The organism is Draconibacterium sp. IB214405 (genome assembly GCF_033963885.1).
In the GTDB taxonomy this organism is placed as follows: Bacteria; Bacteroidota; Bacteroidia; order Bacteroidales; family Prolixibacteraceae; genus Draconibacterium.
On sequence record NZ_JAXBMA010000001.1, the window covers coordinates 1 to 21542 of the forward strand.

The 21542-nt window shown below is 39.3% G+C and carries 11 protein-coding genes; all 11 read right to left on the bottom strand.

What is annotated here, in order from left to right:
• Window positions 1-27: 27 nt before the first annotated feature.
• The 11 genes from SLH46_RS00005 to SLH46_RS00055 all read right to left on the bottom strand — a co-directional run bounded on the left by SLH46_RS00005 (window position 28) and on the right by SLH46_RS00055 (window position 21417).
• Window positions 28-1092 carry a vitamin K epoxide reductase family protein gene (locus tag SLH46_RS00005; protein WP_320279073.1) on the bottom strand — a complete coding sequence of 355 codons (1065 nt, stop codon included), beginning with the start codon at window positions 1090-1092 and terminating at the stop codon, window positions 28-30.
• Window positions 1092-2273, bottom strand: coding sequence for a glycosyltransferase family 4 protein (locus SLH46_RS00010; RefSeq protein WP_320279074.1), 1182 nt, complete (start codon window positions 2271-2273; stop codon window positions 1092-1094). The genes SLH46_RS00005 and SLH46_RS00010 overlap by 1 nt, the downstream gene beginning before the upstream one ends.
• A gap of 12 nt (window positions 2274-2285) precedes the next feature.
• The gene (locus SLH46_RS00015; RefSeq protein WP_320279075.1) at window positions 2286-3365 is read right to left on the bottom strand and encodes a lanthionine synthetase LanC family protein; all 1080 of its coding nucleotides are present in this window, start codon (window positions 3363-3365) and stop codon (window positions 2286-2288) included.
• A gap of 55 nt (window positions 3366-3420) precedes the next feature.
• On the bottom strand, window positions 3421-5853 hold the full coding sequence (locus tag SLH46_RS00020; RefSeq protein WP_320279076.1) for a hypothetical protein: 2433 nt from the start codon (window positions 5851-5853) through the stop codon (window positions 3421-3423).
• Window positions 5854-6887: 1034 nt separating this feature from the next.
• On the bottom strand, window positions 6888-9320 hold the full coding sequence (locus SLH46_RS00025; protein WP_320279077.1) for a sugar-binding domain-containing protein: 2433 nt from the start codon (window positions 9318-9320) through the stop codon (window positions 6888-6890).
• Between the two features lie 43 nt (window positions 9321-9363).
• Complete coding sequence (locus SLH46_RS00030; protein ID WP_320279078.1) at window positions 9364-10395, bottom strand: nucleoside hydrolase; 1032 nt, start codon at window positions 10393-10395, stop codon at window positions 9364-9366.
• Between the two features lie 7 nt (window positions 10396-10402).
• On the bottom strand, window positions 10403-12595 hold the full coding sequence (locus SLH46_RS00035) for a family 43 glycosylhydrolase (RefSeq protein ID WP_320279079.1): 2193 nt from the start codon (window positions 12593-12595) through the stop codon (window positions 10403-10405).
• 179 nt (window positions 12596-12774) lie between these two features.
• Window positions 12775-14685, bottom strand: a complete 1911-nt coding sequence (locus SLH46_RS00040) for an NPCBM/NEW2 domain-containing protein (RefSeq protein ID WP_320279080.1) — start codon at window positions 14683-14685, stop codon at window positions 12775-12777.
• A 155-nt stretch (window positions 14686-14840) separates the two neighbouring features.
• A complete protein-coding gene (locus SLH46_RS00045; protein WP_320279081.1) occupies window positions 14841-16817 on the bottom strand; it encodes a glycoside hydrolase family 97 protein in 1977 nt (658 codons plus the stop codon).
• Window positions 16818-16914: 97 nt separating this feature from the next.
• Window positions 16915-19686 (bottom strand): LamG-like jellyroll fold domain-containing protein, encoded by a 2772-nt coding sequence (locus SLH46_RS00050; RefSeq protein WP_320279082.1) that lies wholly within the window; start codon window positions 19684-19686, stop codon window positions 16915-16917.
• Between the two features lie 255 nt (window positions 19687-19941).
• A complete protein-coding gene (locus tag SLH46_RS00055) occupies window positions 19942-21417 on the bottom strand; it encodes a glycoside hydrolase family 30 protein (RefSeq protein ID WP_320279083.1) in 1476 nt (491 codons plus the stop codon).
• Between the last annotated feature and the right edge of the window lie 125 nt (window positions 21418-21542).

The following is a 21542-nucleotide window of genomic DNA, read 5'->3' on the forward strand; positions in this document are numbered from 1 at the left end:
GAATTTGGTTATAAAAAAGAAAATAATCTATTTTTGAGTAGTCCTAAAAAGGGGAAGTTTACAAAGTTGGTTAATCTTGTAGAGAAACCAAAAAGTTGCCGGAATAAAAAAAGCAACGAGTAGTCCCAATATATTTACAACACTGATATTCAATGGTGTCAAAAAAGGGATCAACAAAATAAACTCCGATATCAACATTGCCTGAACAACGATACAAAAGGGACACAACTTTTTAATTTTAAATACTTGAATGTATATGGAAAAAGCTGGGTACGGCAGTATCAAAACACCAAGTATAGCCAATACACTTAAATCATAATTACCGGAGGAACTAAGAAGGTAAATTAAAGTGCCACTGTAATAAACCAAACCAACATCACTCCAATTAATGAAACCAAAAAATCGGGATTCGTTTGAAGTCAGTATCGATTCACAATCGGTGATTGAACCCAAGTTACAAATTTTTTTAGCTAGAAGTGTTTGAATTTTAAACTCTTGTAAAGTTAAAAATATAGACGCCGTTAATCCAATCATCTTAACAATTGCAATTGCAAAAAAATCAAAGTCTTTATAAAAATTAATCTTGTCTGAATCTAATCCTGAATTAATATTATAGATGATAAAAATTATGAAGGACAAGATTACGAAAGGGAACAGAATTTTATATAGAATTTCGTTTTGTCTAATCCTTTTATATTCCTTTTCTCCGGAATTCTGATTTTTTTCCATCACAACAATTGCACCTGAAAGTCGATCTGCAAAAGTGCTATAAGCTTCCTTAATCGGCTTATCTTCATGAACAAAATAAGTTACTTCCTCATTTTCTATTTTTTCAACAAATGCCAAAATCCCTGAGGAAATATTCAAGTGGGCAATAAATGTCCTCTCCAGTTCTTCTATTTCATCAGGTTCAACTTTCAATGCGCAATAACTGATATTCCATTTGTCCAGAGCATGACATATACTTTTTAATGTTGGGTAATCAGGATGATTGTATAAGAAATCCTTTATTGAGGTCTTTGTTACTTTTACGCTCAGATACTCGATGGCTTTTTGTAACACAAAAACGGTATTCTCGTTAATATCCCCCATTACAACAATTCATTTACTATTTTAATATAATTGTCCACCATTATTCCTGAAGTAAACAATCGACCTGCCCTTTCTTTTCCGTCTTTTGAGAAATCTGTTTTAAGTTGGTCATCATTTAACAACATGTACATATATTTTTCCAATTCTTCAACAACTGGAATCCTCCCATATACATTTGAATCATTTATTGTTTTAACAAGAAAGGCATTTTGTTCATGGTTAAAAATCTCTTTTAATCCTCCAATAGAAGAAGCAACAACTGGAAGCCCAGCGTGAAGCATTTCTAGTGCAACATAACTGCAATGTTCTTCTAATGAAGGAATTACTCCTATATCTGCAATATGATACAGTGCGACAACATCTTCATACGGAATAAATCCCAAATAGCTAACATGCACAGAAATTTTTCGGGCTGACTTAAAAAGTTGATTATAATTACCGTCACCAGCAAATACCAGCCTAAAATCGTTCATTTTATATACCAAGCCTTCAATTGCCTTACACAAAAAGTCTAATCCTTTTATCGGGTCGATTCTTCCGCTATACAATATCAGTTTTTCATTTTTATTCAATCCATACTTTTCAAGTATTCGATTATGGAAATTCTGACTAGGATTCATTTGATTAGGATCAATTCCATTGTAAACGACCTCTATACTATTTGTATCTAATCCTTTTTCTAATAAATGATCCTTTCCGTGTTTTGTTACAGTAATTATTTTATCTACATCATTATAAACATGTGACTCAATATTAAAAAACTGACTTGATCTATGTTCCGTATAAAATACATGTTGAGTAAAAAGAATTTTTCCATTCAAATTATTCTTTAGCTCCATCGCTATAAAATACTGAAAGAGAAAATTCATATGAATCACATTTTGGCATTCTGACGGAATGTACTTTAACGCTATCCGAGCGATGCTTTTAGACAGTTTCTCTTGATTTTTTTTGGTATCAATTCCTGATATATTCTCCCTAACTGGAATTTCTAGAATTGTTATTTTATCATCTTTTTTCAATGAAAAAAATTTGTTAATCGAAATTCCGATCTCAAGAATAAAAACATTTAGATCATTCCTTCGAGACAATTCTATTGAGAGTTGTTTAATGAAAGTTCCAACTCCATAATTTGTACCCCGGTCTTTACTAACCAAAATTATCCAGTTATATTTCTTCATAATTATTTCTCTTCATAATTGATGGATCAATATAATTCCAGCTAATCCCTCCATCAATCCGAAAGCATTCGGATTCTCAAAATCAAAATTATTGATGCCCTGTTCTAAAAAATGTTGATCATTCTTAAAATGATAGTCCCCCTTAATCAATTGAATCTGTCTATGTATAAAAGCAATCCCTGATGTTCCATAGCGAAATGAGGCATTGTTAATTGGATAAGGGGATTTTACATTTTCAGAAGCCTCCTCCGCAAGAAATTCTTGCACTATCTTATTAAGTTTCTCGATATTCAATATTTTACAACCAGATCTACTTTGATTCCTCTCTCGGTTTTTGAGGGCCTCCTTAAGTTTTAATAATGTTATTGAAATTAATAATCGTTTTGGATTGGTTAACTTGCTTCTATTTTCGTCCAACGGCTCAATCAGTCTTTCTATAATGTTTTCGACGTCAATACTGGCAATATCTTTTTGCAATAGCTCTGAACAAAACCATAATAGAGAAGAATAATCCCAAGTAATATCAAAAAATTTACTTTTATTTTGAGCCATTGAATATGTTGATTCTTCATATATCATATTTGAAATATCCTTTACACGATAATCCAGCATTTCAATTATCTGAATCAGTGCTTCAGAAGCAATCGAAACTTTTTTTTCGCTTAATGATATTTTTGTTGGAATTCGTGTTAAGAAATATATTCCCAAGCCTATAATTCCTTTAAGCAATCCGATTTCCTGAGAAGGATTTAGATTCAATTCATTATATAATCTATTATCGAACTCTTCCAGCACCTCATTTGTATCTGCTTCCAGAAATCCATTCTGTACCAGATATTCAATTCCCCAACCAATACCTGCAAGACCATTCTCAAAATCAAGAGTAGTTTCGATAGAGAGTTCATCATAAATTTCATCAATTAACTCTCCTGCATAGTCATAATAAACGGATTCATTTGTTGTTCGTGCCAATTGAAAAAAGCAGATAGCAATTCCCATTTTCCCGTTCAATAATCCTATATTATCAATAAAACTCGCATTTAACATTAGCGAGTTAATAATCACTTGATTAGTCGATATTATTGAATCCATAAGTATATCTGAGTTAAAAAATCTATAATTTCGTCCTTTATCTAACCTTATAATCTTACTCCTTTTTACTTTGCTTTGGTAAAACTTCAAAGTCCGTCCTACCTATACAAACCACACCATTTATTGTTATACCTTCCACCAAAACGATGTAGCGGGCAATATCATCCGATGTGAAAAATGAAATATTCGCAGCTCCATTTGTAAGTTTCACCGAAGGATTCCAGTACAGCGTAGTTCGGTTATCCGGTTTTTCTGAATTTCTGTTTTCTGCAGTATAGGTTGGCGAATAAAACTCACGGTACTTCGAAAAGCCTTTTATCTTTTGTTTGATCACTCCTTTCAAGAATTTTTCCCGTACCTCATCCTGACCTCCTTTCTTTGTATAAATAAATATCGCACCATTAGAACCTCTTGCTCCTAGTAACGCCATTCCTGTTGGATTCTTTCGATCAATGATATCTACTCTGTCAATACTAGCTACAGGCAATGGAGGGAATGGAAAAGTTGGATCTTCATAAAGAGACCCATCAACATAGATCAAGGGTTTTGTTCCAGCAGACATTGACAAAGGCATACTATTACCAAAAAAAATTGGTGCTTTTTCAAACAACAAAGCCTGTAAATTATTCGCCATAAAATCCCCCTCGACTGGTGTTATCGAATAATCAGGTTTAGAATAAATCTGTGTAAATTTAATTTCCTCTTGTACTGGAGCATTTGCAGAGACTTCTACCTCATCAATCATTATCACATTTTTTTCCGGCTCGAATTCCTTTTCGGCAAGGCTCGCATAATAGTTCTGCCGGTAAAGTTCAAGCGGAATTTTATTTCGTTCGGAATATTGTTTGAATTTATTCGGATTAAAAGCCGCAGAAATAGTAGTCAATGGTTCAAGCGTTACTCTGGTGTTTTCACTTTCGCTACTTTTTCGGGCCTGCAAAGTAACAGCTGCCGAATCAGCCAGATTAATGTGCTGAAAAACAAACCGGCCTTCCGCATCTGTGGTTTCCCACGAGCTGAATAAACTATCGTTTTGCACCATTAGTATAACTTCGCTTTCGGGCATCCGCTTCTTGTTCCACAGGTTAGTTACGTAGCCGCCAATATTAAAACCTGCCGTTACCGGATAAACAAATTCTTCCTCATCCAGGTCTGCAATTTTATTCCAGATGTAGTTGCTCCAGCCGTGTGTTAACATCAGCAGATCGAGTTTCTGTTCGGCAGAAATTTCCCCATCGTCGTTAAAGTAATCGGCCGGCGATTCAATGCGGCCAATAAGTTCAGCATCAAGATACAACCGTGACAATAGGGTTTGTGATTCACCGAAAGCATTCAAACTATTTTCGTTAACAACAGCAACGGAAAGCCTCGCGCTATCAGATAGGAATTGTTCATCGGCAAACAACTGAAAATTTATCAAACTTCGATTTGAACAAACCTTATCCTGCAATGGCAACCGTATGGTATTTGTTTCGATATTGTTGTTAAAATACAAACGCTCTGAAACCGGATTTAAATCTTCGTTTAATAACACTAGACGATTGATCCCCGCACCAAATTTAGTCTTCTCTATTTTTACACTATAATCGTTTTGGGTTGGTTTTACTTTTTTGTAAAAGATTACTTCTCCTCGATTTATGCAGGCCAGCGTGTATTTCTCGCGCAAATAATTTTTAGAGTTACTTAAAATACCAACATGCAAAAGATCTTCGGAATTGTTATATAACTGAAGTTTTATGCCCTCTTTCTCCGGTTCCCAAAACCCAACTTTTAACCTTGGAAAAGCATTTAAAACCACAGTGTATTTTTCGCCGCTGTTTGGGTAAAAATCAAACTTGCCCAGCCCTTTGTAGTTGGTCTCGAAAAGGGCTACAGTTTTTTTGTCTTCATTCAGCACCAGTCCATTGGTGTTTATACTTTCACCATTCTCCCCCGTAATTTTTACGCCAATAACATTTGGAGTGTGTTCGAGCAAAATACCACCTTCTGGGAAAAAACGAACAATAGGTTCCACTTCCGAACTGTTATCTACTTCCTGTAAATCACCATCGATCTCAAACGAGTTTTTGGTTCGCTCAATGGTCAGCGACTTGTAAAAATAACTATCGTCGCCAAAGTTTCGGAGGTAGTTGGTGTAAGCCCGGAATACAAGATCACCGGTGAGCACCGAATCAACAATTGGAATATTCCCTTCCCCGAATCCGTTGCACACAGGAAAAATTTCCGATTTAACTATTGCCCCGGTTGAGTCAATTAAATCAACATACAAGTTCTGATCATTTTTAACCGGAATATGTGTTTTCGCGTCGAGCAGGTAAGCACTCAACCAAATGGTATCGCCAAGGAAATAGATCTCACGGTCGGTTTGTACATACAACTTCTGAAAAATGGGGCATTTATCGGCATCTACAAAATCCAGCTCACTTTGGGCATTAAGGCTCTGAGTAAAAAGTAAAAATAGAAATGACCATTTTATAGGATTACGCATTATCAGTTTAGTTTAAATTTCTGTTATAAGAATAGATCCTAATTCGAAAAATCATACAACCGATTCAAAGTTTATTGAAGAATAAGAAGTTATAATTCAATAATAATCTTTTATAAAATAAATGCCTTTTTTATATCATGAAAAGAGGACATCTTCATAGAAAGAACATTGACGCCCGGTATCTAATATGCTATAATTAAAAAATATAAAGTGAATCTAGTATGCGTATAGGATTTTTCATATAAATATTTACAATCAATTGATTAACTGATAATAAAATTATGAATAATTACGTATATCAGAACATGCTACACAACATATCATGCCTTGAATATCAACAATATAACAACATGCACGGCCTTACATGTTACTAAACATATTACTTCTGTTTTCTTTAATTGAACTGATTTTAAGGTGCGAATTAATGCGAATGGTATTAACAAGAATATGTAGGCAGAATTGGAAAATCCGCTTAAAGTGACCACCCTCTACGATTTAAGTTGACTACCCTTTACGATTTAAGTTGCCCACCGGTCAAAAAGTACATTAACCACCTCTGATTTTTCCAAAATGGACAGAACATTTTCAGAGTTATTTTGAATCATACTTAATAAAATAATCATTCTCCCTTTTTAAATTTTCTTGTCATGGATTCACCTCTTAGTTCTATCTGATTTGATAAAGGAATTAAAACGACGGTCAAATTACAGTAGAGTAAAAACAGTTTTATATTTTGGGATGGAGTCAGATCATGTAATTTGACAATATCCCGCACATAGTACCTACTATAATTTCAGAATTCCTTTCTGTTTTTCTCTTTTCATATAACTCAAAATGCCCTCATAATCTTCATGGAAAAAGTTCGATACTTGCCCAGGTGGGCCCACAAAAAAAAGAGTTACACTAAAACAAGTGTAACTCTTTTCTATTTGCGACGAATTGCAATGTCATAACCGCTGAGCACCAATTAGGTAATATCTATTCCATTATTATTTTATGCTTCTTAAAGAGACTGTTTTCACGATCTCATTTCTTTAACGGATTTCAATACTTGTTTCAGCCGACTTTACCCAATTAGCTGAAAATTTCACCACAACTTTTCCCTCGTTTTCACCGGCACGGATATAAGCAATCATTCGTCCGTGAAATACACGTTGTTTGTTATCGGTATAATCCGACATATCTGAATTATTGCTTGCCTCCAGACCAAGTAATTTGGCATCGCCATCGATCTGACAGGTCACCTCATCATCCGATAACATCACCGGGATTCCATCTTCGTCCACAACTTGAATTATAATTTGAGCTACTTTGCCCTTTTCGATAGTTGTTTCATTTGAAATCACTTTTATTTCATTCGACCGACTTGAGGATTGTATAGCATTCTGGCTAACCTTATTGCCGTTTTCGTCTATTCCAATTACCTCAAGTTTTCCAGCCTGATATGGAATATCCCAGTAAATAATACCCGTCTCATCATTATATGCCTTTTTCTCTCCAACTACTTTGCCGTTCAGGCTCAGTTCTGCTTGTGCTGCATTGGTGTAACATACCACACGAATAGATTGACCATCCTCGTAGTTCCAGATTGGCCATGCATCCATCGAAGGTCCTCTGTCTTTGCTTCTTTCTGATATGGGATAAGTTCCCAGGTAAGCCATTGGTTTATCCGACCACAACGACTGGCGGAAATACCCGCGCGGTTTTATAAATCCGCCGAAATCGAGCAAACCGGAATAAAACCCGCGTGACGGCCAACGACCCGATTCGCCCAAATAATCGATCCCAGTCCAAAGAAACTGACCAAAAACAAATTCGCGTGATGTTACTACTTTCCAAGCCGCAATATCGTGACGGTTTTCGCTACCGTAAAGAACCCGGTTTGGATATTTTTCATGGTCGTGATCGTACAGACTTTCGGTATAATTATAACCGGCAATATCCAACGCAAAAGGATAACCTGTTTGGTTCGACATTGCCACACCGGCCAAACCTGCTGTTGTTGGGCGCGACTGATCGTACTGCTTCACCACTTTAACCAAACGTTCGGCTATAGCTCCCAAGCGTTCGGCATCAGGCGCATCCTTTTTATATCCACCAAAAATAGGCTGTGTGAAACCTGTTTCGGTTCCACCGTCCAACACCGGATGTGAGTACGGATCATTCGGATAATCCACTTCGTTACCAATACTCCAGGCAAAAATGGAAGGATGGTTACGATCGCGTTTAACCATGTCGGCCAAATCTTTTTCGCCCCATTCTTCAAAGAAATCATACGATCCCTCGAAACCGGGAGTTCCAACATTCCAGCCTTGTAACCATTTACGTTTGGGGAATTCCCACTCGTCAAAAGCTTCATTTAATACCAGCAGTCCCAGCTCATCGCACAAATCGTATAAATCGGTAGCCTGCGGATTATGACTGGTACGAATGGCATTCACGCCAATTTCTTTTAAGGTTAAGAGTCTTCTCTTCCAAACTTCACGGGGAACTGCAGATCCCAACACTCCACCGTCGTGATGCAAACAAACGCCTTTCACTTTCATCGATTCGCCATTTAAGGCAAATCCCTTATTCGGATCGAATGTAAAATGACGGAAACCGGTTTTTGTTGTGGCTTCATCAATTAATTCATCTCCACTATAAACCGAGGTTTTTAACGTGTATAAATTGGGATTATCAAGCGACCAAAGCTCTGGTTTTGTCACTTTAAGGGCCGTTTGAATTTTTCCTGACTGGTTGGCTGCGACCGTTAATTTACCGGATGATTTAGCTATAGCTTCGTTATTTTCATCCAACAATTCGTTTTTAATGGTTAGGACAGATGATTCTGACGAACCGTTTTCAATATTCACTTCAACCTGAAGTTGGTAGCCTTTTTTCAATTGCTCGGGATAAGCATAAACACCCCACTGCTCAATATGAACCGGATTGGCATAAACCACCCAAACATCGCGGTAGATACCCGATCCGGTATACCAACGCGAATCGGCCGACTGGCTATGATCAACCCGAACAGCAATCACATTTTCCTCGCCGTATTTGATGTAGGGTGTAGCATCGTACATAAACGAAATGTAGCCATTCGGGCGTTTGCCAAGCGATACACCATTAACAAAAACTTCGCTGCGGTTGTACACGCCTTCAAAGTACAGGTACACTTTCTCATCCTTTTTATCTGCCGGAATTGTCAGGTGTTTTCGGTACCATCCAATTCCGCCCGGCAAATATCCGGTTGCACTGGCCAAAGTTGGGCTTAACTGTCCTTTTACACTCCAGTCGTGAGGCAGATCAACGCTTTCCCAACGGCTGTCGTCTAACTGAACAGATTGTCCGTTTTCAACGTCGTTTAAAGTAAAATTCCAACTGTTGTTGATTTGTTCGGCCTTGCCAAATCCTACCTGAGCAACAATTACGTTAACACAGAAAAGACTAATAAGCAAGGATAGTATAACTTTTGATTTCATTAGCTTAAATTTTATTTCATGATTATTTTAATGTTTGGTATCGTTATTTCTGATTTGCATCGTTAAATAAACTCAGCTTTGCGAAGAAATCTTCGAACATCAGACGAATATCCAAATCGTAATATACCCTGATTTCCCGGCCGACAGAATTTTCCTCAAACATTCCTGAATCAGTGACTGTTGGTGCCGGTTTAATTTTGTATTTGCTTGAAGCAGGATCTGATTCCCATGATGACTGCAATGCTGTTAGAAGCACCAATGGACTATCGCCCAAAACATAGGCTTCTCCCAGCGATTTATTCGACTGTTTCATGAGGTGTTCCAGGCGACCGACCAGATAATTGCCAGCCTCCCCTTTTCCTTTCACTTTATAAATAAGCTCGCTGTATGAGGTAAGTGCCTGTCTGTAGGCATCACGAGGAATCTGCCAGATTGGAATAGACGATTGATTAAAAACAACCTGGCAGGCTTTAACATCAATACCGGTATTGTACTCCCAGCGTTTACTTGCACCCGGTGGAGGATCTGCAATTCCCTCATATTCTGTTCCACCGATCCAAATTAAAGTCAGTCTTTCTGCAATTTTAGGTTCCATTAAAAAGGCACTGGCAATATTTGTTAAGCCGGCTCCACAAACTACATACAAAGGCTTGTCGGTGTCGGTTCGCATGGCTTCGCGAACAATTGCTTCTGCCCCTTCCGTTACGATTGGTGTTAGCGTTTCCGGCAATTCGTAACTTGCTCCTTCCAACGCGGAATAGCTTTCTGTCATGTGCATTGCTGCCAACAACTCATTGACCATTTTACAGGAATATTTGGCATCACCCGGAGCATCATAAAAGCCGCCATCGTAATGTTTCGAACCAACAATTCCTTTGACTTCTACACTTGGAGACAATAAATGATGAGCCAGTTGAAACAGCCCATCCGGATCCCCTCCAAAATCGTTATCAACAATAACACGAACCCTGGCATTTATAACTCCCGCGTAATCGGGAGATTTCGTTTGCGCCAGCAAAGCACTGTTAAATACCAGGTAAAGAAAAAGTGTAGTTATTAGGTTTAGGTTTTTCATTATTATTTTAGTTAACCGGATTAATTCCTTTAACTGTAGCCACTACCGGTTTAATCGTACCGTCTTCGTTGAATTCCATTTTGTCGATACAAACCTCGCGGTGGTAACCGGGGCCATCGTGTAAATGTTTGGCATTAATACGATGATACACCATGTACCATTCATCTTTTCCCGGAACCTGAACTACCGAGTGGTGAGCGGGACCATAAATTCCATTAGCGGCATCCTGAGTAGTTACAACCGGATTTTCGGCCACTTTAATAGGTCCCATTGGCGATTTTGAAGTTCCGTAAGCCACATGATAGTTGGGCGATCCGGTGTCATCAACCGACCACATAAAATAATAGGTTCCGTTTCTGTAAATCACATAAACTCCTTCGCGAAAAGCATAGTCGGCAAGTGTTCCACCTTTTGGCGTTAAAACTTTAATCGTATTCTTTTTTATCGAAACCATATTTTCATTCAACTCTGCAGCTGCCAAATAACCATTTCCCCAATAAATGTAAGATTTACCGGAAACCGGATCGATAAAAGCACATGGATCGATTTGCTGTCCACGTCCTACAGGCGACTCCTTGATCATCGGTTCTTTTTCCGCTACAAAAGGGCCGATTGGATCATCAGCTACGGCAACTCCAATCTGCTTACCGCCTCCGGCAACATAGTTTCCGCTGAAATAGTAATAGTATTTATAATCGTCACCTACTTTCTTCTCCACAATGGTTGGAGCCCACGAGCTACCGTCAGCCCATGGCACATCGCCGGCTTTCATATCCAAAATCGTACCTTCATCTTTCCAATCAACCAAATCATCCGATGAAAAAACTTTGAAGTAGTAGCCCGACCAGCCTGTGTATCCGTCGGAAGTTGGATAGATATAATATTTGCCTGTTTTATTGGAATACAACACCTGCGGATCGGCATAAAAACCAACCAGTGCCGGGTTATGATCTGCCGAAGCTGTAACGCTGTATACAACGGGCTCCTGCCCTACAATTGTAAAGGTATATTCAACCGCACTTTTCGAAAAATCCTGCGGACCTTCCGGGGCAACAGTAATACCTTTCCATGCCGTAATCTGAGGATCGAAAGAAGTTAAATCGGTTCCTACTTTTACAGGAAGATAAATCTTCTTCTGCGTCCCGTTAATAACCACATTGTTCTTTTTCAATTGATCGGAAGTGGCATCGATAAACAAATCGTCAGTTTTTGCATACCTTGTCATCAAACGATTGTATTCTTCTGTAGTAATTGGCAATACAGTTCCGTGGCGTGGATGAAAATTCATCGAAACCGCCTCATCAATAATTTCAAAATGCTGTAGATCAGAGCTTTTTGTAAACTGGTAGCGACCATTCGTATAAACGTCGTACATCAGAATCCAATCTTCCGAATTATTCAATTTGAAAACGCCGGAACCTTCCACACGTTCTGTTTCGCTATCCACACGATCAAAATTTGGATAAGTATATCCTTCCGTCAATTTATCTGAAATGGCGAGTTTTATTCCCGGTGCACCACTCTCCGATTTGTGGAACATGTAGAATTTATTGTCCTTTTCAATGATGTCAGCATCGATACAGGCATTGTTGGTTGGATTGTACAACAACTGTTTTGGTGCGGCCTCTAAAGCGCTAAAATCTTTATTCGCATAAGCATAATAAATAATGTCAGGATTATTTCCCTGCTTCATCGAAAAGTAAACCATGTATTTACCTGTCTCCGCATCATAAATCGATTGTGGTGCCCAAACACGATCCACATCACCAAACTCATCCGGGTAAGTCTCCGGAATATTAATTACCGATGTTTTCCAGTTGATCAGGTCGGTTGATTTCATCAGAATCATGGCAAAATTATTCCACCCTTGTTCGGGCACAAACAAATCAGTGGCTACCATGTAAAAGGTTTTGCCGTCGGCACCACGCAAAATATGCGGATCGCGCACACCGCCTGATGTACTTATCTTTTTGGAATCCAAAATTGGCTGATTGTTGTTCAGTGCCCGGTAGTTATAACCATCGGTGCTTACCGCATATCGAATGGCTTCTTCGCCCGGTCCGTTGCCGGTGAAATAAGCAAACAGGTAAGCATCGGTTTGTGGTGCTTCGCTATTACATGCCACCATCGAAAATAACCCGGCAAAAAACAGCGTACTTTTAATAATTGCTGCAATTAATTTAGGTTTTGATTTATTCATTGTATTCAATTTTTACTTTCAGAATTTACTGCTTCAAATTTATTCAACAGATTGTTTTCTTACTATTACAGAATCGTCAAATAGTAGAAACAAATTCGACAACTTGCGTTAAATGTGCCTGATGATGTGAACAAGCTATATTACGATGCATATCTTGATTCTGTTTTATTGCATCCCGGTTATTGTGCAGAAGGTGAAATTCGATACAATCCTGCTCCGTGATAATTGATTGTTGGAGCAAACTCAACACCTGAAAAAGTCCCCAGATCCTTCTTCTCCCAAAGGTCGCGAATTGCACAATCTCCACTGAATCCTAATTCTTTCAGATTGACCGGAATTGCAACTGCATCTTCATCCATAGACGTTGGATCGGTAACTGACACCATAAATTCTACTGTTGCACCTCCCTGTTGGCTTGTTCCGCCAATATCCAGCCCGGCAAAAGCTTTAAAACGAACGCTGTTTTCAGGTATTTCATAATGAATGATAGACTTTGAATGCGTTCCGATTCCATTTTCGTAAACCGTTCCTTTTATGTTCAAGCTACCGCCTGAAACACTTTTATTAACCGAAACATTTCCCCAGCCGGCAAATGCATTTTTCCAGGTCAGGTCGGTTAGTTTTATCGAATCTCCATTTGAAAGATAAACCGTTGGATTGATCCAATCTGCATGGTCGCAAGCAAAATCATCGCCACCATCGTTTACGATTAGGTACAGTTCTTTGCTGCCTTCCGGCAATTTTATATCAATGTGTTCTCCATAACCATCGGTTAAGCGAGATACCGTACCACTTCGATATAAAAGGCTGTTCGTATTCACAAATCCGTCGCCCCCACTATTAAACAAGGCCACGTATTTATCGCTCGACTCAGGATCATTTGCTGTCCAGCCTATCACACCATTTTCATTAAACCACTGTTTATTATTCGTTGAATGGGCGTGAACATTAAGCACTTCGTCATTGGTTAACAGTGAATTGGTAAACGCATCATTGTCGGGCAAATTTCCTCCGAACATCAATGGTGATTTGAACATCGTCCAGAGGGTCATTAACGTATACTGTTCGTCTTTTGTGAACTTTGTATATCGGTTTGTAGCACGTTCTCCGCGAATAAATTTTCCTAACGGAAGCATATCAGCATCGGGCCATGCGCCGGGCTGGATATAAGGTGCCCACTCGGCACATTTTTCAAACGAATAATTCAACTGTGCCCAGTTATCCCAAAAATCATCGATCGTGCGCCACATATTAGCGTGCGACGTTGCATGTTCATGTTCTTCAACCGGTGTAGCTCCGGGAGACATACTTAATACAATCGGTCTTCCGGTTTGATCGATCGCTTTACGGATCATTTCAATTTCATCGGTATGATAAGGTCTAGACAGATCATCTACTTTTACAAAATCGACACCCCACGAGGCATACAAATCAAAAATTGAATTATAATATTCCTGCGCACCTTCCCTATTGGCAACCACAGTATAATTGTCCTGCAGCCAGGTGCATTCATAAGCGGTTGAATAAATATCAGCTGCCGTTTTTGTTGTTCCTTTAATCGGCAGTTTATTATAAACAGCTTCTTTGGGAACTCCACGCATAATATGGATTCCGAACTTCAGCCCCATGCTATGTACATAATCGGCAAGTGGTTTAAAACCTGCACCATTTGCCGCAGAAGGAAAACGTGTTGGCGAGGGCATATAACGACCGTATTCATCCAAAATAAAGGTAGAATTGTTGTAGGCATTGTAGTGTCCTGTTGTTTGATTATCCACATACCAGCGAATATCAACCACAATGTACTCCCACCCCGATTCTTTCAGGTTGGCGGCCATATAATCGGCATTTGCTTTTACCTCAGTTTCTACTACCGACGGGCCGAAACAATCCCAACTATTCCATCCCATTGGCGGAGTTAGTGCCCAATTATGAAACGAATCTTCACTCGAATTTTGATCTTCTGACAATTCTTCAGTTGATTCCTTACTAACAGGTGTAAAGTCTAGTTCATTCTGCCCTCTACATGCTTGAACTGAAACAAAGAAAAGTATAATGACCGCAAAGTTTATTATTGATTCTCTTTTCATCTTTTTCTGCTTAATATAGTTTATTCGTATTTTTATAATATGTTCCCAAAATATTCCTAAAGGTAAAGGGATTGTCCATGCCCGTTAAAAAGGATTTGGAAACTTCTAACAAAACATCTCCAACCGACAAAACCAACAATTAAATGCTTTATATGCTAGTTTGGTGTATAAAGTACAGCTCCTCCTTCCGGTAACAAATCAATTTTTAATTTCCCTTCTTTATTAATTGTTACCCCCTTCATTTCAGCGGTGCGATCCATATTATCATAGATCATATTTAGTTCTCGACCACTTAGCATTGATAAATCCATAGTCAATTCTTTAATTTCCTTCTCTCCGTTAACAGCAGAAATGTACCAGCTCTCGCCTTTTCTTCTTGCTAATACAACGAATTTACCGGGATATCCATCAATAAAAACAGTTTCATCCCAAACTGTTGGCATTTGTCTAATAAAGTCGAGCATATATTCCGGCTGTTCATCCAGGTTATTTGGTGTTAGACCGAAGTGTTGAACGGACGAGAAATAAAGTATCCCGGTTGCTAACTCAAATGCATCAGTAGTGCGACGAATTGTCCCTCTATCCTGATTACGCGACAATCGCTTATTAAAGAAAACCGGAGCGTAATCCATTGCTGCAACGGCATTGCGCGTAAATGGGAGAATTGTTGCATAATAGGCATGTGTATCGCATGCTTCTTGTCTGAATACTAAGTTTTCAGATGCTAACACAGCTTCAGAAGTTACGAAGTTGGGATACATTCGCTGCCACCCCCGAGGTAAAGTGCAGCCATGAAAAGTCACCGCAATTCCAAACTCATTAGCATCAGTAAGTATATCTTCGTATAACTTCATCGTTTCCTGCTTATCTCCCCCAAAAAAATCAACCTTAATTCCCTTTACACCAATTTCCTGCATCCATCTCATTTCCTTTAATCGGGCCGGTGCAGTATTCATACAATCCTGCGGAGTTTGAGGCGCATTATTCCAATAGCCATTCGAATTGTACCAAAGAATGATTTCGACATTCTTTGATTTGGCATATTGAACCAACTCAGCCATTCGCTTACGACCAATATTTTTATCCCACCAGTTATCGATCAATACATATTCGAAGTTCAAATCGGCGGCCATGTCAATAAATTTCACTTGGTCATCGTAGTTGATACTTTGATCTTGCCACACAATCCAACTCCAGGTTGCCCTTCCCATCTTATAATCAATAGTAGGTTCATATACCGGCTTCACTAAATCAAAACTTACAGTAGATTCCACAATAGGTTTAAGCGTCTTTCCTAGTGTTATTGTTCTCCAAGGTGTTTGTGCAGGCATAGCCATTGCTGCATACGTTCCTCCCATACCATTATTCTCACCATCTTGTGGAAATTCAAGAGGATATAAACCATCTTTGGTTCCCTCTCCCAACCTTGATCCAACATAGCGGCTATCTACACCTGTTTCGGAAATCAGAACCCAACCATCCTCTCCAACTTTAAAGAGAGCAGGAAAAGTGTACCCAACACCATACTGAGAAGGAGTTCCAACAGGTTCATCATAAGTATAAACCTCTTCGTAACTTGGTTTGGTTTGCTCCCAACCGATCATTGGTGTGGACTGCGGGGTAATAAATGTTGTTGAATAATCAGGTAAATTAAATCCGGTTGCTTCTTTATTCACGATCACCATCGTGTTTCTACCTTTGGCTATAAGCTTGTAACAAAAAGCAACGTCGTTATTGCTCACACGAAAAATTACCTGTAAGCTGTCTTGCTTTGGATTAACGAAACAAAAAATACCCTCGTTCGCCTGGTAATTGACATGACTGACTTTCGCACGATCCAGCTCGTACGATTCGTTCACCGTTTTTGTGGTTTCAGAAACGTAGCTTAAACTATCCGTAAAGTTTCCAATTGAAGTCATCAGTCCAAGAGGGGATTCCTCCAGAAATGTTGTTCCATTGAGCTGAACCGAATAAAATATCCGCCCATTCTTCAGTTCCAGGCTAAGCTCAACGTGAGTATCCGGGCTGTTTAGAAAAAGAGAATCCGAAGCTCTGCTTACAAAGCCTGTAAGTGATACAAGAAGAACAATAAGTAATGAAATTGCCAGATTTATTAATAAATTCTTATACATTTTTATTCCTATTTAATGATGAAAAATACAAATTGATGATGAGTTCGCCGGATTAACGAACCCATCATCTTTTCTGTCTAAAAAAACTAACTAACCATTAATGCTTTATCACTATTTTTTTCGCCAGTGCTCCTTCACTTGTAACCATTCTAAGCATATAGATACCGGTTGGAACATCTGATACATCCAGCTCTTTAACATTGGTTGATTTCATGTCGATATCCTTAATTACAACACCATTCATGTTGAACAACTGGAAAGATGAATAGTCTTGCATGGTGTATTCTGAATAATTGATGTGCAAAATATCGCTTGCGGGTATCGGCCAAACTTTTAAATCACTTTCTTCCATACGGTAATCAAATACGGCCGTTGTTAGGTCATTATACAGCTCAGTAACTTCGGTACCAGTCAATTGGTAATTGTATACTCTGACATCATCAATGATTCCATCAAACAATTTTTTTGTGGATGGATTAAGTCCAATATAGTTTACTAATGGATTGATGTCTGATGGCCTGATGGTTATTTCTGCCGATTCAGCAAGCAATTGACCATCGACATAAATAGCGGCTCCATCGTCGCCAAGTGTTACTACTACATATGCCCATTCCAAAACAGGTAACTGCGGTGAAGTTAATGTTTGTTCAACACCATTATGTTTGATGGCAAATTTCAACTGGCCACCTTCCGCCGGAGATAAATACATGTATTCATCTTCGCTGAAACTAAAGTTGAATATCTGTCGCCCGACAGTATAGGCAGTTCTTTGAATCCACGCAGCTATTGAAATTTCATTGTGATTAGCAATATTTTCAGGGAGTTGCACAAAATCACCAGAACCATCCAGAGATAGGGCACCCGAACCGATTTTTCCTTCAACAAATGTACCTCCTTCTGCAACTCCATGGTTTAAGTTAATAGTATTGTCTTTTGTATCTTCATTATCAAAAGTCAAATGCATTACCAAATCATCATCATTAGTAGCACTGGCCGATACTTCGCCGGAATAAGAAGACCTGTTCAAAGTTTGGTCAACTGCCCGTATTTTATAGTAATATTGGAGGCCTGGCACTACCATATTATCAACAAAAGAAGTCGCATTAACTTCTCTTCCAATAGTGTTGTATTCGCCACCTGCAGATTCGGCGCGTAAAACATCGTAACCTGCCACATCGTTCTCAGAATTGGCTGTCCATTGTAATTTGATGGATACTGCGTTACCGGTAGCTACCAAACCAGAAGGGGCAGCAGGCGCATCAAAATCAATTTGAGCATCAACGGGTAAAAAACGCCATTGTTGATTTTCCAGTGCTGTTTTTTCCCACTGTTCCACATTTCCTGTATCATTCACCTGAACGCAAAGCGCACTTTCTTTACTTCTGATATAAAACCATCCTTCTTCGGCATATTCAAGATACCACTGTTGATTACTGGCATTCCCGATAGCCCAAATGTTAATATTCTCTCCGTTTTCCAATGAGAAGTTATATAGATCCATCGATTTACCGGCAACAGGCCTAATGTGAAAATAACTAAAATCTCCTCCGATGCGTGAACTAACCGGAATAACCTGCCATTGCTGATTCTCGGAACCAGAATCGACACCTTGCTGAATGTTATCTCCGTTCGAAGTCCCGACGGCTTCCATCACCTGACCGCTTTGACGGTTAACAAGTTTATAAGTTCCGTTTATTGCAGGCTGAACATCTTCGCCCCAGGTAATATTCACTACTTTTTCAGCATTGGTATGTAAGGTTGTTTGATAAGTTCCGGGATTACCGGCCGGTAATTCCATGGTGAAAACGCGTTGAGGACCGTAACCATCGTAAAAAACAGCCTTGTCCTCTGAAACAAAACGATAGGTAGTTGAAACAGACTGTCGCTCTGAAACTCCGCCAAAAGCCTGCACTTTCCCATCGGGCGCCCGATAAACTGACGCTGCTGTCCAGTTAGATCGATGTTCAGCATAGCCTAAACGTTCTCCATGACTGGCTTTGCAAAATTCTCCGCGAGCATATTCGGCAGTTCCCCACCAAATACCTGTTTGAAGCCCGTACTCCAGTCCAACCATGGCATCCATTACATTGTGCATTTCATCTGCAGTTGCATGATCTCCATTGGCTCTTACTGCCTCAAAAAATGCGGCATATGTATCGAAAATTCCTGCAAGCTGGTGGGTATTTCCTTCATCCAGACCTGCAGGATCGAGATAGTTATACCACTCTAATGCAAAGTCATTATTCAGGGTATTTCCACCGGAAATGCGAATATTGTCGAATCGGGGATTATTTCTCATTTCAGCAACAATATTATAAAAGTCCTCCATAGTTCCCTGACCGGTCGCTGAATAGTCGGGCTCGTTAAACGGAGATGCCGTAATTACGGTATATCCACGATCTTCGTGGTATTTTGCAGTTACATCGATCATTTCTGACCAGTGTGGTGCATTCTTATAATACCAGGAAAGGACACTTGGATGATCGCTGTTAAGGGCTACTTTCACATCGGGACTTAACCATTTATCAATGATATCGAGACGTAAATTGGTATTTGTCAAGGCAGTTCCCGTTAGCTCGCCGTTTGCGATTGTATCCGTTGGCATAAATGAAGAACGTACAATATCCACGACATCGCTTCCCATAAAGCGAACTCCCCGTCTGATATTTGCTTCACTTAACCATGCCAGATCCAATCCCCAACTAACGGGCCTTACTACGCCAGATTCCGACAAACTAAATGTTACATTTCGATCGGCAACAGGCTGAACAATCAAATTGTCGCTTATGCTGGCAGTTTGTGCTTTCATTTGGGAAGTTGAGACTCCCAAAACAAGCAGTATGAGTGATAAAAGTATAGCTGTCTTCATAGTCCATTGTTTTAGTTTAAATTCTTTCATTGTCAATTTTAGTTCATACTTCAAATAACCGGAACAAACTTATTTTAAAGCGACCAGAAAGGTTGTAATAAATTCAGCAGAGATGCGACACAAACTCGTCAAGCTCTTTTTACATGAGTTTTGAGGGATTCTCTTTAAACAAAAACAGCCCCGAATAGTGAGAATCCACATTCGAAGCTATTTTCAAACTAAACTAAAAACAATAGGTAGTATAGAAATCAAAAATTATCTTAGCTCAAATGTATTTAAGGAATGCGGAAGAAGTGAGACATTTAAATACTGCTCGCCGAGCTGCACGGTTACTTCTTTATTTTCCTCAGTGTAATTTCCTGCAAATACAACATACTTTCCTTCCGTATTTTTCACCACCATTACCGGAAGTTTATCTTCTTTTCCGTTTTTGAAAGCCAGCACCTTGCTGCCCGGAGTAAGGAATTGCGTATAGTGTTTTACCGCAAAATACTCCGGAGTAAGAGATGCTATCTTTTCTTTCGAATCCACACGAATCAAAGCATTCTGTTTCCATCCCCAACCGCTCACGCCGTCATCGGCAAGAATAGCGTTCCAAAAAGTATACTCATCGCAACCATTTCCCAGGTAGTGATTAATTAGGTTGAAAGTATGTTCGGCGGCTCCCCAGTCGAAGGAGCCCCAACCGCATTCACTCTCAGTTTGTACATATTTGTAATTTGGGTATTTCTCACGAAGACGAGGAAGTATCTGTCCGCCTTCCCACTGGAAACCAAGACCTTTAATCGTTTCAGGCATTCTTCGATCGGAAAGCACCTTATCAATAACTTCAAAATGATTGGTATTAATCGTTCCCAAATACAGATCAACTTCCGGGTGTTGCTCTTTCAGGGTTGGTGCCAGATATTCGGCATTAAAACGGATAATTCCTTCTGGTGTCCAGGCACAACCCGGATACGGGGTATAACTCCAGGCTTCGTTTTGAAACATCACCTGTGTTACCGGTATTCCTTCTTCTGCATAGGCATCAATAAACTTGCAGAAATAGTTTGCATAGGTTTGAAGATAACGTGGATCCTGGATAAAATAATCGTTTACCGCCAGTTTCCCCGGAAATAAACCGTCGTAAGTTTTTTCATTGTCTTCGAAAAGTAAATAATCCAGCTTGGGATTCAGCTCATTAAAATCGGCATTACTTACTACCGAGTAGTAGTGGTTGATTTTCATCCACGAAGGTGGCGACCAGGGCGAAATCCAGAATGTCAGCTCCGGATTATACTGCTGCGCTGCCTTTATGAATGGGATTAAGGTTGTTTTGTCGCGGTCGATATTAAAATATTTAAGTTCGAAATCGCCGCTTACCTCATCGCAACTATACCAGTCGCGGGCATAGTCGTTGGCATTCATTGAAAAACGCCCCATGGTAAACCGCAGATCTCCTTCAGGAGAAAACAGATCGCTCAAAATACTTTCCTGTTGATTACGCGGGAGCATATTCAAAGCATCCCATCCACGTTCGTTAAAACAGGTTCCCCAGGCTTTAAAAGTTACAATACTTTCATCTCCTTCAATTTTCAGAATAGGAGTTACTCCTGCACTTTTCTCTAGTTTGGTTTTTGATTGTTCCCAGGCCTTTCCTTCAGTACTTACGGTCCAAGTAAGCTGTTGCGCACTTAATTTTGTACTGAAAAATGTAATAATAAATAGCAATATAACTGTTCGTGTTCTCATCGTATAATTTTTTGGAATCGTTCTGTAACAAGAAGTAGTTTCCTTGTAATTGTGGTTTTATCAGGTAAATGGTTGTCAATTGAAAAAAAAGGCGCAGGCAGAAACCACCTACGCTTTTTTAAATC

Excerpts from the sequence above, each read along its gene's own strand:
- SLH46_RS00050 (WP_320279082.1), bottom strand. The coding sequence starts at position 19,686 with ATGAAGACAGCTATACTTTTATCACTCATACTGCTTGTTTTGGGAGTC.
- SLH46_RS00045 (WP_320279081.1), bottom strand. The coding sequence starts at position 16,817 with ATGTATAAGAATTTATTAATAAATCTGGCAATTTCATTACTTATTGTT.
- SLH46_RS00035 (WP_320279079.1), bottom strand. The coding sequence starts at position 12,595 with ATGAATAAATCAAAACCTAAATTAATTGCAGCAATTATTAAAAGTACG.
- SLH46_RS00030 (WP_320279078.1), bottom strand. The coding sequence starts at position 10,395 with ATGAAAAACCTAAACCTAATAACTACACTTTTTCTTTACCTGGTATTT.
- SLH46_RS00025 (WP_320279077.1), bottom strand. The coding sequence starts at position 9,320 with ATGAAATCAAAAGTTATACTATCCTTGCTTATTAGTCTTTTCTGTGTT.
- SLH46_RS00040 (WP_320279080.1), bottom strand. The coding sequence starts at position 14,685 with ATGAAAAGAGAATCAATAATAAACTTTGCGGTCATTATACTTTTCTTT.
- SLH46_RS00015 (WP_320279075.1), bottom strand. The coding sequence starts at position 3,365 with ATGGATTCAATAATATCGACTAATCAAGTGATTATTAACTCGCTAATG.
- SLH46_RS00005 (WP_320279073.1), bottom strand. The coding sequence starts at position 1,092 with ATGGGGGATATTAACGAGAATACCGTTTTTGTGTTACAAAAAGCCATC.
- SLH46_RS00055 (WP_320279083.1), bottom strand. The coding sequence starts at position 21,417 with ATGAGAACACGAACAGTTATATTGCTATTTATTATTACATTTTTCAGT.
- SLH46_RS00020 (WP_320279076.1), bottom strand. The coding sequence starts at position 5,853 with ATGCGTAATCCTATAAAATGGTCATTTCTATTTTTACTTTTTACTCAG.
- SLH46_RS00010 (WP_320279074.1), bottom strand. The coding sequence starts at position 2,273 with ATGAAGAAATATAACTGGATAATTTTGGTTAGTAAAGACCGGGGTACA.